Below are 12,334 nucleotides of genomic sequence, written 5' to 3' on the forward strand. Positions count from 1 at the left end.
TGGTCATCATGCCTGCCGCCGCGTGGCAGCGGTGGCCAGGCCGGTCAGCGCGCTGCGCGCGGTGCCGTCGATCGGCGCGGCGTCGAGCGCCGCCCGCGCCTCGGCCACCCGGTCGGCGATCATCCGCTCGACCCGGGCCACCGCCCCGGTGTCCCGGACCACGTCGGCGAGCCGGGCCACCTCGCGCGCCCCGGTGACCGTGCCGGCCTGCTCCAAGGCGCGGCGCTGGGCTGGGTCGCCGAGCTGCCGGGCCAGCATGAGCAGCACGGTCGGCTTGCCGGTCCGCAGGTCGTCACCGGCCGGTTTGCCGGTGGTGGCCGGGTCGCCGTAGACGCCGAGCAGGTCGTCGCGGAGCTGGAACGCCTCGCCGACGGCCAGCCCGTAGCGGGTGTACGCGGCGATCAGCGGGGCGTCCGCCTCGGCCCCGGCCAGGGCGGCGCCGAAGAGCAGCGGTCGCTGGACGGTGTAGCCGGCCGTCTTGTAGCGGGCCACCCGCAGCGCCCGCTCCACCGACCAGTTCGCCGCGTCGTGCTCGCCGAGCACGTCGAGGAACTGCCCGGCGACGGTCTCCACCCGCATCTGGTCGTAGCAGCGGCGCACGTCGAGCAGCCGGGCCGGTGGCACGGTGGCGCGCGCCATCAGCCGGTCGGCCCAGACCAGGCAGAGGTCGCCGATGAGCACGGCGACCGCCTCGCCGTACCGCTCCGGGTCGCCGGTGTGACCGGCCGCCCGATGCCGCGCGGCGGCGGCCCGGTGGGCGGTCGGCCGGCCGCGCCGGGTGTCGGAGCCGTCCATCACGTCGTCGTGCACCAGCGCGAAGGTGTGCAGCAGCTCCAGCGCGGCGAGCGCCGGCAGCACCGAGGGCAGCGGTGCGTCGCCACCGGCCAGCCCTCGCCAGCCCCAGTACGCGAAGGTCGGCCGGACCCGCTTGCCGGTGGCCAGCACGCAGTCGCGGGCCGTGGCGGCGAACCCGCCCATCGCCGCGTCGATCCCGGCGAGCGCGTCGACCTCGGCGGCCAGGAACCCCGCCAGGGTCTCGTCGACGCCCTGCACCAGGTCTTTCGTGAAGGCGGCCAGCACGCCGCGGACCGGATCGTCCGTCGCCCCGGGCTGAGCCGGCGCGACGAGGCGGAGCGCGCTACCGGCAACTGCGTCGTTGGCCATGCGGGTGAGCGTACCCTAGGGTTACGAGTTGCGTCGATTGCTGCGTCGAACCGAGGAGGGCCGGTGGACACCGATCTCACCGCTGCCTATGAGCGTTGCCGCGAGCTGCACCGGCGTCACGGCCGTACCTACTATCTCGCCACCCGGCTGCTGCCCGCGTGGAAACGACGGCACGTTCACGCCCTCTACGGCTTCACGCGCTACGCCGACGAGATCGTCGACCGCACCGAGGAACTCCCGCCGGCCGAGCGCGCGGCCCGGCTGGCGGAGTGGTCCGCACGCTTCGTCGCCGGCCTGCACGGCGAGCCCGTCGACGACCCGCTGCTGCCCGCCGTGCTGCACACCATCGCGGTCTTCGATCTGGACCGCGACGACTTCGCGTCGTTTCTGCGCAGCATGGCGATGGACCTGACCGTCCGGTCGTACCCGACCTACGACGACCTGCTCGACTACATGGAGGGCTCGGCCGCGGTCATCGGCACCATGATGCTGCCGATCCTGGGCAGCTCCGACCCGGCGGCCGCCCGGGAGCCCGCCCGCCAGCTCGGCTTCGCCTTCCAGCTCACCAACTTCATCCGGGACGTGGCCGAGGACCTGGACCGAGGGCGGACCTACCTGCCCGACGAGGACCTGGCCAGGTTCGACGTCACCCGGGAGGACCTGCTCGCCGCCCGGGCCGCCGGCCGCACCGCGCCGCGGCTCCGCGAGCTGATCGAGTACGAGGTGAGCCGCGCGCAGGCCCACTACGCGGCCGCCGCGCCGGGCATCCCGCTGCTCGCGCCCGCCTCCCAGGCGTGCATGCGCACCGCGTACGCGCTCTACGGCGGGATCCTCGACGAGGTGGCGGCCCAGGGCTTCGACGTCTTCACCCGCCGGGCCCGCGTACCTGGGCGGCGGCGGGTGGCGGTGGCCGGGCGGGCCCTGCTCACCCCGGCCGGCGTGCCGGTGCGGATCCCGGGTCCGGCCCTCCAGCCCGCCCTGGCTGCGTGATCGGCCGCACCGTCTCGGTGGAGGTGACCCGCGTTTGGCTGCGCTGACGGCTCACGTCCGCCAGACGGTCACCTTGATCACGGCACCGCCGTCGCCCGCCTCGTTCACCACCTGCAACCACCCGGGGTGGCCGTCGGAGGTGGTGAAGCAGAACTGCTGGCCGCTGCCGACGTAGTGGTGCGGGGCGCTCGTCCGCCGGGCCTACCGGTAGGTGGCGCAGCGGGCCTCGGCGCCCTCCTCCGGGCCAGCGTAGGTGTCCCCGTCACAGGCAGGAGTGCAGCGCCTCCACCAGCTCGTCCACCCGGGCATGGTCGGCCAGCCGGGCGGTCGCGTACGCGAAGGTGTAGCCGCGCTCCGGATCGGCCCAGGCGCTGCTGCCGCCGATCCCGCCCATGCCCCAGCTCCCGTCCGGCTCCCACTGCATGCCCAACGTCCAGCACGCCGGCCGGTCCAGCACCAGGTCCGGTCCTTCGTACTGCACCCGGGTCGCCTCGGCGACGAGTTCGGGGCTGAACCGGCGTACCCCGTCGAGGGTGCCGCCGGCGAGCAGGCCCGCGTAGAGGCGGGCCAGGGCCGACGCGGTGGCGTGCAGGTTCACCGCCGGGAACTCCGTGCCGCGCCAGAGCGGGCTGTTCACCAGCGCCAGGTCCAGCCCGCCCGTCGGGTTCCCCATTGCCCGGGCGCGCAGCGACCCCGGCTCGCCCAGCATCCGTACCGGCCAGTCCGGGTCGGCGTACGACAGGTCGGCGCACCGCCGCTGGTCCGCCGCGTCCAGCCCGAAGGCCAGGTCGAGGCGCCACGGCCCGGCGATCTCCTCGGCCAGGAACCGCCCCACCGGCCGTCCGTCCACCCGGCGGACCAGTTCGCCGACCAGGTGCCCGTACGTCCAGGCGTGCTCGCCCGCGACGGTGCCCGGCGCCCATTCGGGCTCGGCGGCGGCCAGGTCGGCGCAGAGCAGCCCCCAGTCGGCGACCGCCGCGGCGGGCCGGGGCACCGGGAACGCGGGCAGCCCGGCGGTGTGGTCGAGCACCTGCCGCACGGTCGCCGGGGTGCGGAACTCCGGCCAGTACGCCGACACCGGGGCGTCGAGGTCGACCCGGCCCCGGTCGACCAGGAGCAGGAGGCAGAGCGCGGCCACCGGCTTGCCCACCGAGTAGACGTTGACCAGGGTGTCCGGCCGCCACGGATCCCCGACCCCGACGGGTGGGACGGCCGTGCCGGGCGCGACGGCGGCGCGGGTGCCGCCGACCAGGTCGACCACGGTTGTGCCGTCGTACCAGACGGCCAGCGCCGCGCCGGTTTCCCGGCCGTCGGCGAAGAGGTCGTGGAAGCAGTCCCGGACCGGGGCGAAGCGTGCCTGCATCCGGCCACGGTAGGTGGTCGGCAGGATTACCGGCGCGGGAACTCCGGCCCGACCCGGTGGCCGAACGTCCCGGCGGTGCGGAATGCTGGCGGGATGGCGGAGCCGGAACTGGTGGATGTGGTCGTGGTCGGGCTCGGGGTCGGCGGCGAGGAGGTGGCCGGGCGACTCGCCGAGGCCGGCCTCACGGTCGTCGGGATCGAGCGGGACCTGGTCGGCGGCGAGTGCCCCTACTGGGGCTGTATCCCGAGCAAGATGATGATCCGGGCGGCCAACGCCCTCGCGGAGGCGCACCGGGTCAACGAACTCGCGGGCAGCGCCGAGGTGCGACCCGACTGGGCGCCGGTCGCCCGGCGGATCCGCGAGGAGGCCACCGACACCTGGGACGACAAGGTCGCGGTGGACCGGTTCACCGGCAAGGGCGGCCGGTTCGTCCGGGGCACCGGCCGGCTCGACGGCCGCAACCGGGTACGCGTCGGCGAGCAGGTGTTCGAGGCCCGGTACGGAGTGGTCCTGGGCACCGGCACCCGCCCCTCGGTTCCGCCGATCGACGGGCTGGCCGACAACCCGTACTGGACCAACCACCAGGCCATCGAGGTCGAGGAGCTGCCGGAGTCGCTGCTGGTGCTGGGCGGCGGCGCGATCGGGCTGGAGCTGGCCCAGGTGTTCGCCCGGTTCGGTGTCCGGGTGACCGTGGTCGAGGCGGCCGACCGGGTGCTCGCCCTCGAGGAACCGGAGGCGTCCGAGATCGCCGCCACGGCGCTGCGCGCCGACGGGGTGGAGATCCACACCGGGGTCAAGGCCGAGCGGGTCGAGCACGACGGCGCGAGCTTCACCGTCCATGGCGGCGGCCGCACGTTCGGCGGCGAGAAGCTGCTCGTGGCGACCGGCCGCCGGGCGCACCTGGAGGAGCTGGGCCTGGAGACCGTGCAGGTGGACGCCAAGCAGCGCTACCTGCCGGTGGACGAGCGGATGCACGTCACCGAGGGGATCTGGGCGGTCGGCGACCTCACCGGCGAGGGCGCGTTCACGCACATCGCCATGTACCAGGCGGGCATCGTCGTCGCCGACCTGCTCGACCACATGCGGCGTACCAAGGGCGGCCCGGACCCCAGCGGCACCGCCAGCGTCATGGGCGGCGCGGCCGGCGCGGTCAGCGCGGTCGGCGGGGCGATGAGCACGGGATCGACCGTCGCGCCGGGCAGCGTGCCGGTCGCCGACTACCGGGCGCTGCCCCGGGTCACCTTCACCGATCCCGAGGTGGGCGCGGTCGGCCTCACCGAGCGGCAGGCCCGCGACCGCGGCATCAACGTCCAGATCGGCTACACCGACCTGACCTCCTCCACCCGCGGCTGGATCCACAAGGCCGGCAACGCCGGCTTCATCAAGCTGGTCGTCGACGCCGACCAGGGCGTGCTGATCGGCGCCACCTCGGTCGGCCCGGCCGGTGGCGAGGTGCTCTCCGCGCTCGTCGTGGCGGTGCACGCGGCCGTCCCGCTCAGCCAGCTCCGGCACATGATCTACGCGTACCCGACCTTCCACCGCGCCATCGAGGACGCCCTGCGCAACCTGAGGTGAGCCTCACCCGGCCGGCGCGCCGTGCCGGCCGGCGCCGGCCGTGAACCGGGCCGCGCCCTTCATCGCGTCGGTGACCAGGGACTCCATCCCGAAGGCGAGTTCGGTGGCCATCGCCTCCGGCTCGGGGAGGCCGGCGTTGGTCAGCAGCGCGGCCCGGTCGTTGCGCAGGCAGGTCTGCGGGTGCCGGGCGATCTCCGCGGCCAGCCGCTCGGCCTCCGCCCGGGCCGCACCCGGCGCGACCAGCCGGTTCACCAGACCCATCGCGTACGCCTCGTCGGCGGGGACCGGGCGGCCGGTGAGGATCAGGTCCATGGCCCGGCTCTCGCCGATCAGCCGGGGCAGCCGCACCGTCCCGCCGTCGATCAGCGGCACGCCCCAGCGCCGGCAGAAGACTCCGAGCACCGCGTCCGACTCGGCGATCCGCAGGTCGCACCAGAGCGCCAGCTCCAGGCCGCCGGCCACGGCGTACCCGGAGATCGCGGCGAGCACCGGCTTGGACAGGCGCATCCGGGTCGGGCCCATCGGGCCGTCGCCCTCGGGTTCGACGCGGTTGCCGCGCGGCGTGCCGATGGCCTTGAGGTCGGCGCCGGCGCAGAAGGTGCCGCCCGCGCCCCACAGCACGGCGACCGCCGCGTCCGGATCCGCCTCGAAGGCGCGGAAGGCGTCGGCCAGGGCCCGGGCGGTCGGGCCGTCGACGGCGTTACGGGCCTCCGGCCGGTCTAGGATCACCGTGGTCACCGGCCCGGCGTGCTCGACGCGTACCCCCATCGGCCCAGCATGCCCTCCACGACGCCCGCCGCGCCAGGATCCCCGCTCGCGTGCCGGCCGCCGGCCGGTGCGGCGGCGGCGCTAGCATCGGCGGCGGCAACGATCATGTGAGGTGCCCCGCGTGCGCGGGGAGAATCGGGAAGCCGGTGGAAATCCGGCACGGGCCCGCCGCGGTGACCGGGGAGTCCCCGTCCACGCGCGTCACGCGCAGCCACTGGCCATAGGGCCGGGAAGGCGGACGGTCAGGCGTCGATCCGGGAGTCCGAAGACCGGCCTCGCGTTCAGTCGCCCACCGGAGTGTGGGCCGAGTGCAGCGGGAGCCTGCCTGTGGACCTGTACGACGTCATCCACCGCCGCCGCGACGTACGCGCCGAGTTCACCGGGGAGCCGGTGCCGGACGACGCCCTGGAGCGGATACTCACCGCCGCACACGCCGCACCGAGCGTCGGAAACTCGCAGCCCTGGGACTTCGTCCTGGTCCGCGACCCGGAGACCCGGCGCCGGTTCCACGCGCACGTCCAGGTCGAGCGGGACACCTTTGCCGCCACGCTGGACGGCGCGGCGGCCGAGCGGTTCGCCCGCATCAAGATCGACGGGGTGCTGGAGTCGACCCTGTCGGTCGTGGTCACCTACGACCCGCAGCGGGGTGGGCCGGCGGTGCTCGGCCGGCACGCCATCGCCGACGCCGGCCTCTACTCGGTCTGCCTGGCCATCCAGAACCTCTGGCTGGCCGCCACCGCGGAGGGGCTCGGCGTCGGCTGGGTCTCCTTCTACCGCGAGCCGTTCCTGGCCGGCCTGCTCGGCATCCCGCCCGGCATCCGGCCGGTCGCCTGGCTCTGCGTGGGTCCGGTCAGCCACCTCCAGACCGTCCCCGACCTGGTCCGGCACGGCTGGCGTACGCCCCGACCGCTGGCCGCCGCCGTGCACGCCGACCGTTGGCGGGCGGACGGGAACCACCCGATGGGGTGATCCGTGGTCCCCGCCCGGTTTGGGACCTCTCCTGCCGGGAAGTCGGACCACGTGCGCGAACTATTGACGAAGATCGAACAGAACACCCGGCTCGACCGGGTCGGTGACCGGTTGCAGCGCGTCGTCCAGGGCACCCTGCGCGCCCAGCGGGTCCGGGACCTGCTGCACGGCGTCTGGCTGGGGCACCCGCTGCACCCGGCGATGGTGCAGGTGCCGGTCGGCGCCTGGATCTCGGCCGCCATCGTGGACCTGATGCCCGGCCAGCGCCGGGCGGCGACCGCGCTGGTCGGCATCGGTACGGCCAGCGCGCTGCCGGCGGCGGTGGCCGGGCTCAACGACTGGGCCGCCCTCTCCCGCGACCAGCGCCGGATCGGTCTCGTGCACGCCGCCGCGAACACCATCGGCGTGACCCTCTACGCCAGCTCGCTGGCGGCCCGGCTCAACGGGCGGCACAACCTGGGCCGGGCGCTGGCCTACCTGGGGCTGTCGGCGGCGAGCACCGGGGCGTACCTGGGTGGGCACCTGGCTTACAAGCAGGGGGCGCAGGTCAGCCAGAGCATCTCCGAGCTGCATCTGGTCAGCGAGGGCTGGCACCCGCTCGGCGACATGTCGACCCTGCCGCAGCGGCAGCTCGTCACCCGGGAGATCGACGACGTCTCGGTGATCCTCTACCGGCACGGCGAGGACGTCACGGTGATGCTGGAGCGCTGCCCGCACCAGAGCGGCCCGCTCGGCGAGGGCGAGGTGCAGGAGATCGACGGCCACGCCTGCGTGGTCTGCCCCTGGCACGGCAGCACCTTCCGCCTCAACGGCGGCGAGGTCGTCCACGGCCCCTCCGGCAACGACCAGGTCGTCCTGCCCACCCGCGTCGTCAACGGCCGCCTCGAAGCCCGCCTTCCCTGACCCACGGCAGGATCTTGGACGGAATCGGCCCCTCCGGGGGCCACTTCCGTCCAAGATCGTCGTCGCGGGCGTCAGTCCTTGCGGTGGCGGCCCACCATCAGGTCGCGGACCGTCGTGCGGGGCACGGTGCGGCGGCGGAGGCCCAGGACGGCACCGATCTGGGCGCCTACGATGCTCGCCACCGCCAGCACCGCAGAGATGGCCAGCGGGCGGTTGATCCCGTCGTCGACGGTGGCCCGGGAGGCCCCCGCCGACATGGCCGGCGCCTGCCCGGCCGGCGCCTCCACGGTGGGCGTGGTGTCCCGTGCGGACGGGTGCGGGGAAGGACTGCCCTTCGGCGTCGAGGACGCGCCGCCGCCCGGCCTCGCCACCGAGCCGGGAGCCGGGCGGGACGGGCTGGCCGGGGTGGCCACGAGCCGGCCGGTGGCGTGCCGGCGGGCACCGGCGTCCACCGCCCCCTCGGGCAGCTTGAGCAGTTGCCCCGGGCGGATCCGGTCCGGGTCGGCGAGCCGGTTGAGCCGGGCCACCTCGCGGTAGCGGTCGAAGTCGTCCAGGTAGCGCTCGGCCACCCCGCCCAGGTAGTCGCCCTTCGCCACCCGGTACACCGCCGAGTCGGTGGTCACCGAGGCGGCCCGGACCGGCGGCGCGGCGAGCGCGGGGCCGGCCTGCGGGGCGACCACCGCCGGCGCGGCGGCGACCGGCTGCGGCGCGGCCAGGGTGGCGGCGCTCGCCGCGGCCGGGCTGGCCGCCAGGATCAGCGCCACCGAGCCGACCAGCGCGGCGGCGGCCCGCTGCTGGCGGCGCATCCCGGGCAGCCGGGGCGCCGGCCGGCGCAGCGTCGCCGCGAGGAGTTCCACCAGTACGGAGAAGGCGAACGTCGCCCACCCGAACCAGCCCACCACGGCGAGCGCGCGCAGGAAGAGCTGCCCGTCGTCGCGGCTGGTCAACGCCGTACCCACCTCGGCCAGGGTGGGCAGGTGGTCGGGGAGGGGGTTGCCGGCGAAGGCCAGCAGGGCGATCGGCCCCCCGAACAGCACCGCGCAGAGCACGGTGAGGGCGCCGAGTCCGGTGAGGACCTGGCCGGTCCGCCGGACGGCCGAGCGTTGCGATGCACCCATGGCTGCCTTCCCTTCCTACGGGGCTCCGATGAGCGCCCGCGCGGTGGCCTCACCGGTGACGGTGGCGGTGTTCCGGAAGCCGAAAAGGCCGAGCAGGTCCCGGCGGTAGGTGATGCGGACGCGTACCTGGATCTGCCGCTCGCCGGCGACCACCGGGAAGTCGACGTCGTGGTCGCGGACCCCGCCGGCGGCGCTCAGGTAGTCGGCGACGGCCTTGCGGGCGGCCACCTCGTCGATCTGCTTCGGGCCGCCCTCGATGGCGCGGGCCCGGTCGATCATCTGGCCGCCGCTGCGGGCCGCCTCGGCGGCCAGGTTGTCGGCGCGCTGCAACGAGCGGAGCTGCCCGGCGCCGTCGTACGCCAGGCTGATGATCACGAGTACGCCGGTCATGGCCACGGCCAGGAAGAGACTCACCCGGCCGCTCTCCGACGCGCGTCGCCCGGTCACCGGCGGCTCCGGTAGATGTCCAGCGGGGAGGTGAAGCTCGCCGAGACGGTCTTGCCACCCGGCACCCCGGGCAGCCCGGGTGCCCGCAGATCGTCGAAGGAGACCGTGCAGGTCACCGTGACGGTGACCGTCGCCGGCACCCCGGGCGCGCTGCGGTACGCGGCCACGAAGCTGGTCGCCCTGCCGCCCACCGAGCCGTGGAGGTCCAGCGCCGGCGGGGCGGCGCAGCGCAGCCCCGACCAGTCGAGCTGGCGCCGGGCCGCGTCGGTGGCCTCGGTCTCGCCGGTGTCCGCGTCCCGGGCGATCGAGGCGGCCCGGGCGGCGTCGTGCGCGGCCGACTCCACCGCCTCGTCGGCGACGGCCGTCCGTCCGGCCACCCCGGCCAGCACCATCAACCCGATGAAGGCGGGGGCGAGCACCGCCACCTCGATGGAGACGGAACCCCGGTCCCGCGGCCGCGCCATCGGCCTCACCCCGTCGTCCAGCGTTCGACCGGGCCGTGCGCGCTCTGCGAGACCGCGAAGTGCACGCCCGGAATCACCGACAGGGAGTGCCCGCTGACCGTGCAGGTGACCTCGGTGGCGGTCGCCGTGCAGGTGGGGCCGGGGGTCTGCCAGTCGACCAGCCAGTCCCCGGCGGCGCGCAGGAAGGTGCTGGCCCGGTCCCGGCCCGCGTCCGGCGGGGCCTCGAGCGCCCGCTGGGCGTTCACCCCGGTCTGCGCCGCGTTGAGGGCGGTGGACCGGGCCACGAACCAGACGGCGAGCTGGATCGAGGCGAAGAGCAGCACCAGGATCGCCGGCATCACCACCGCCAGCTCGACCGGGTTGGCCCCCCGCTCGGGCCCGCCCACGGCGAGCCGGTCCCGGAGGACGGCGGTGATCCGCCCCGGGCCGCCACGGCCGGTGGGCCGGCCGGCGGGTGCCGGCCGGCTCCGATCGGTGCGGGCGGGGCGAGGCATCACGGGGCCTTGGGCGCCGTGTTGTTCGGGATGGCGTTCATCCAGTTGTTGGCCTTGGCCAGGGCGAGCCCGGTGACCGCCATGGCCACCGCGACCAGGCCGAAGATGATCACCGCGGTCGGCACCGGGCTGTCGCCCCGCTCGGTGTCCCGCCGCAGCTCAGCGAGGCGGCTGGTCACCGCGGCGTACAGGTAGGTGTAGAGGTGCACGGTCTTCTCCTTCTCGGGGTGGGTTCACAGACGGGCGAGGAACGGATAGACGGCGAAGCCGAGCAGGACGAAGACCAGCAGCGAGCCGGGGATGTCCAGCCGGCTGGTCACCCCCTCGGCCCGGGCCAGGTTGTCGGTCCGGATCTGGTCGCGCAGCGAGTCGGCGCGGCTGCGCAGGGTCTCGTGCACCTGGGCGCCCTCGCTACCGGAGGAACGCATGATGGCCCCCACGTCGCCCAGCTCCGGGATGCCGATCCGGTCGGCCAGCTCCTGGAGTTCGTCCCAGGGCGAGTGCATCTGGAGCTGGGCGATCCGCAGCGCCTCCCGGATGCGGTCGAGCACCCAGCCGTCACAGACCGCCGCCGCGCGCTCCAGCGACTGCACCGGGCCGTGCGCCGCGGAGAGCTGCAACGCCACCAGGTCCAGGTAGGTGCAGACCGCCTGGCGGAACTCGTCCCGCGCGGCGTCCGCCCTGGCCAGCACCGCCCGGTGCGCGAGCAGGCCGGCGACCAGCGCCAGCCCGAGGCTCCCCAGCACCGGTACGACCAGCGGCAGCGCCACCCCGCCCAGGAAGAGCACGGCCGACGCGAGCGCCGGGGTGGCGAACCCGACCAGCGCCGAGAGCAGCACCGACAGGGCGTACTGCTCGGGGGTCCGGTCGAGCAGGGCGAGCTGCCGGTGCGGCGGGCGCAGCCAGCGGGAGACGCCGCCGAGCCAGTCCGGCCCGCGCCCGGCCACCGGGGCCTGACCGGGCGGCTGGTGCAGCCGGCGCAGCGCCGGGCCGAGCGCCGGGGTGGCCGGCAGCGCCTCGCGGACCACCAGGAACAGGCCGAGCCCGACCGCCGCCCCACCCAGCACGGCGATCGCCAACTGCCAGTTGACCATCATCGTGCCCGCCTTCCGTTCGCGACTGCGGAGCTCGCGCGCTCACTCCTCGCGCTCACGCGATCGCCTCCTCCGGGTCGGGCGCCGGCAGGAAGCGCGCCGGGCGGGGCGGCTGGCTCATCGAGCGCACCCAGACCAGCAGCCCGACGAAGGCCGCTCCGAGCACCGCCATGACCAGCTGCCCGAAGACCGTCCCGTAGGGCCGGACGTAGTCGCTGTTGACCAGCCCGTACGCGAGCGTGGCCAGCGTCATCCCGGTGAGGAAGCGGACCGCGAACCGGGGCTGCGTCCGCTTCGCCTCGACCTCCCGCCGGGTGGCGACCTCCGCCGAGGCGGCGGTGGCGATCGAGCCGAGCACGTCGCCGAGGCGTTCGCCCCGGTCGGTGAGGTGCAGGATCAGCGCCGCCACCACCTGGTCGCAGACCGGGTCGGCGATCTCGTCGGCGAAGGCGAGCAGGGCGGACCTCGCCAGCCAGCCGGCCTGGAGGCGGGCCGCCAGGGTGCGTACCTCCTCCTGGATCTCCTCCGGCGCGGTGGCGATGGTGCCGATGATGGCCTGCTGGAGGCCCTGCCCGGTGCCGGAGATGTCCTTGAGCCGCCGGGTCCACTCGCCGACCGCCTCGATCCGGGCGATGGCCCGCTGCTCGGCCCGGCCCACCGCGAAGAGCCACGGCACCCCGGGCACCGCCAGCGCCACCAGCAGGCCGACCACCGGCAGCCCGGTGAGCAGGAAGGCCAGCGCGCCGACGACCACGGCGGCGCCGAGCAGCAGCTGGTAGCGACGCTGCTCCTGCCGGCTGGCCCCCGAGCCGGTCCAGAGCCGGCTCAGCCCCGGCCCGGCGCCCGGCGTGGCTCCGGCGGGCCGGCGGGTGCCGACCAGCGCGACCACCGCCAGCACCAGCCCGGCGACGCACGCCGCCCCGGAGACCAGCGCGATCAGCTCGATCGTCGTCATGAACTGGTCTCCGTCCGCGACTGCGGGGCT

At 75.2% G+C, this 12,334-nt stretch carries 14 protein-coding genes and 1 riboswitch; of the genes, 4 read left to right on the top strand and 10 right to left on the bottom strand.

Features of this window, described 5'->3' with window-relative positions; translation table 11 throughout:
* Positions 1 to 6: 6 nt before the first annotated feature.
* The gene (locus tag AB0F68_RS02300; RefSeq protein ID WP_357332274.1) at positions 7 to 1,164 is read right to left on the bottom strand and encodes a polyprenyl synthetase family protein; all 1,158 of its coding nucleotides are present in this window, start codon (positions 1,162 to 1,164) and stop codon (positions 7 to 9) included.
* Positions 1,165 to 1,227: 63 nt separating this feature from the next.
* Here AB0F68_RS02300 and AB0F68_RS02305 point away from each other — a divergent pair, with 63 nt between their 5' ends.
* The gene (locus AB0F68_RS02305) at positions 1,228 to 2,154 is read left to right on the top strand and encodes a phytoene/squalene synthase family protein (protein ID WP_357332276.1); all 927 of its coding nucleotides are present in this window, start codon (positions 1,228 to 1,230) and stop codon (positions 2,152 to 2,154) included.
* Positions 2,155 to 2,416: 262 nt separating this feature from the next.
* Here the strand turns inward: AB0F68_RS02305 and AB0F68_RS02310 are convergent, their stop codons facing one another.
* Positions 2,417 to 3,517 carry a serine hydrolase domain-containing protein gene (locus tag AB0F68_RS02310; protein ID WP_357332278.1) on the bottom strand — a complete coding sequence of 367 codons (1,101 nt, stop codon included), beginning with the start codon at positions 3,515 to 3,517 and terminating at the stop codon, positions 2,417 to 2,419.
* A 93-nt stretch (positions 3,518 to 3,610) separates the two neighbouring features.
* Here AB0F68_RS02310 and AB0F68_RS02315 point away from each other — a divergent pair, with 93 nt between their 5' ends.
* Positions 3,611 to 5,092 carry an FAD-dependent oxidoreductase gene (locus tag AB0F68_RS02315; protein WP_357332280.1) on the top strand — a complete coding sequence of 494 codons (1,482 nt, stop codon included), beginning with the start codon at positions 3,611 to 3,613 and terminating at the stop codon, positions 5,090 to 5,092.
* Positions 5,093 to 5,095: 3 nt separating this feature from the next.
* Here AB0F68_RS02315 and AB0F68_RS02320 read toward each other — a convergent pair whose 3' ends face one another.
* Positions 5,096 to 5,860, bottom strand: coding sequence for a crotonase/enoyl-CoA hydratase family protein (locus AB0F68_RS02320; RefSeq protein WP_357332282.1), 765 nt, complete (start codon positions 5,858 to 5,860; stop codon positions 5,096 to 5,098).
* 93 nt (positions 5,861 to 5,953) lie between these two features.
* Positions 5,954 to 6,153, top strand: a riboswitch (cobalamin riboswitch).
* Positions 6,154 to 6,187: 34 nt separating this feature from the next.
* On the opposite strand from AB0F68_RS02320, the gene bluB reads away from it, so the two are divergent.
* Positions 6,188 to 6,829 carry a 5,6-dimethylbenzimidazole synthase gene (gene bluB / locus AB0F68_RS02325; protein WP_357332284.1) on the top strand — a complete coding sequence of 214 codons (642 nt, stop codon included), beginning with the start codon at positions 6,188 to 6,190 and terminating at the stop codon, positions 6,827 to 6,829.
* Between the two features lie 51 nt (positions 6,830 to 6,880).
* The gene (locus tag AB0F68_RS02330) at positions 6,881 to 7,732 is read left to right on the top strand and encodes a Rieske 2Fe-2S domain-containing protein (protein ID WP_357332286.1); all 852 of its coding nucleotides are present in this window, start codon (positions 6,881 to 6,883) and stop codon (positions 7,730 to 7,732) included.
* 71 nt (positions 7,733 to 7,803) lie between these two features.
* Here AB0F68_RS02330 and AB0F68_RS02335 read toward each other — a convergent pair whose 3' ends face one another.
* The 7 genes from AB0F68_RS02335 to AB0F68_RS02365 are packed head-to-tail and all read right to left on the bottom strand — an operon-like array spanning position 7,804 to position 12,304.
* Complete coding sequence (locus AB0F68_RS02335) at positions 7,804 to 8,850, bottom strand: LysM domain-containing protein (RefSeq protein WP_357332288.1); 1,047 nt, start codon at positions 8,848 to 8,850, stop codon at positions 7,804 to 7,806.
* 15 nt (positions 8,851 to 8,865) lie between these two features.
* Positions 8,866 to 9,240: a hypothetical protein gene (locus tag AB0F68_RS02340; protein WP_357332871.1), complete on the bottom strand. Its 375-nt coding sequence runs from the start codon at positions 9,238 to 9,240 to the stop codon at positions 8,866 to 8,868.
* Positions 9,241 to 9,293: 53 nt separating this feature from the next.
* Positions 9,294 to 9,761, bottom strand: a complete 468-nt coding sequence (locus AB0F68_RS02345) for a TadE/TadG family type IV pilus assembly protein (RefSeq protein ID WP_357332290.1) — start codon at positions 9,759 to 9,761, stop codon at positions 9,294 to 9,296.
* A gap of 5 nt (positions 9,762 to 9,766) precedes the next feature.
* Positions 9,767 to 10,255 carry a TadE family protein gene (locus AB0F68_RS02350; RefSeq protein ID WP_357332292.1) on the bottom strand — a complete coding sequence of 163 codons (489 nt, stop codon included), beginning with the start codon at positions 10,253 to 10,255 and terminating at the stop codon, positions 9,767 to 9,769.
* Positions 10,255 to 10,464, bottom strand: coding sequence for a hypothetical protein (locus AB0F68_RS02355; RefSeq protein WP_357332294.1), 210 nt, complete (start codon positions 10,462 to 10,464; stop codon positions 10,255 to 10,257). The genes AB0F68_RS02350 and AB0F68_RS02355 overlap by 1 nt, the downstream gene beginning before the upstream one ends.
* 24 nt (positions 10,465 to 10,488) lie before the next feature.
* Positions 10,489 to 11,349, bottom strand: coding sequence for a type II secretion system F family protein (locus AB0F68_RS02360; RefSeq protein ID WP_357332872.1), 861 nt, complete (start codon positions 11,347 to 11,349; stop codon positions 10,489 to 10,491).
* Positions 11,350 to 11,404: 55 nt separating this feature from the next.
* The gene (locus AB0F68_RS02365; RefSeq protein WP_357332296.1) at positions 11,405 to 12,304 is read right to left on the bottom strand and encodes a type II secretion system F family protein; all 900 of its coding nucleotides are present in this window, start codon (positions 12,302 to 12,304) and stop codon (positions 11,405 to 11,407) included.
* Positions 12,305 to 12,334: the final 30 nt, after the last annotated feature.

Source organism: Micromonospora sp. NPDC023966 (genome assembly GCF_040639095.1).
GTDB lineage: Bacteria > Actinomycetota > Actinomycetes > Mycobacteriales > Micromonosporaceae > Micromonospora.

Excerpts from the sequence above, each read along its gene's own strand:
- AB0F68_RS02300 (WP_357332274.1), bottom strand. The coding sequence starts at position 1,164 with ATGGCCAACGACGCAGTTGCCGGTAGCGCGCTCCGCCTCGTCGCGCCG.
- AB0F68_RS02310 (WP_357332278.1), bottom strand. The coding sequence starts at position 3,517 with ATGCAGGCACGCTTCGCCCCGGTCCGGGACTGCTTCCACGACCTCTTC.
- AB0F68_RS02315 (WP_357332280.1), top strand. The coding sequence starts at position 3,611 with ATGGCGGAGCCGGAACTGGTGGATGTGGTCGTGGTCGGGCTCGGGGTC.
- AB0F68_RS02320 (WP_357332282.1), bottom strand. The coding sequence starts at position 5,860 with ATGGGGGTACGCGTCGAGCACGCCGGGCCGGTGACCACGGTGATCCTA.
- AB0F68_RS02335 (WP_357332288.1), bottom strand. The coding sequence starts at position 8,850 with ATGGGTGCATCGCAACGCTCGGCCGTCCGGCGGACCGGCCAGGTCCTC.
- AB0F68_RS02340 (WP_357332871.1), bottom strand. The coding sequence starts at position 9,240 with ATGACCGGCGTACTCGTGATCATCAGCCTGGCGTACGACGGCGCCGGG.
- AB0F68_RS02345 (WP_357332290.1), bottom strand. The coding sequence starts at position 9,761 with ATGGCGCGGCCGCGGGACCGGGGTTCCGTCTCCATCGAGGTGGCGGTG.
- AB0F68_RS02350 (WP_357332292.1), bottom strand. The coding sequence starts at position 10,255 with ATGCCTCGCCCCGCCCGCACCGATCGGAGCCGGCCGGCACCCGCCGGC.
- AB0F68_RS02360 (WP_357332872.1), bottom strand. The coding sequence starts at position 11,349 with ATGGTCAACTGGCAGTTGGCGATCGCCGTGCTGGGTGGGGCGGCGGTC.
- AB0F68_RS02365 (WP_357332296.1), bottom strand. The coding sequence starts at position 12,304 with ATGACGACGATCGAGCTGATCGCGCTGGTCTCCGGGGCGGCGTGCGTC.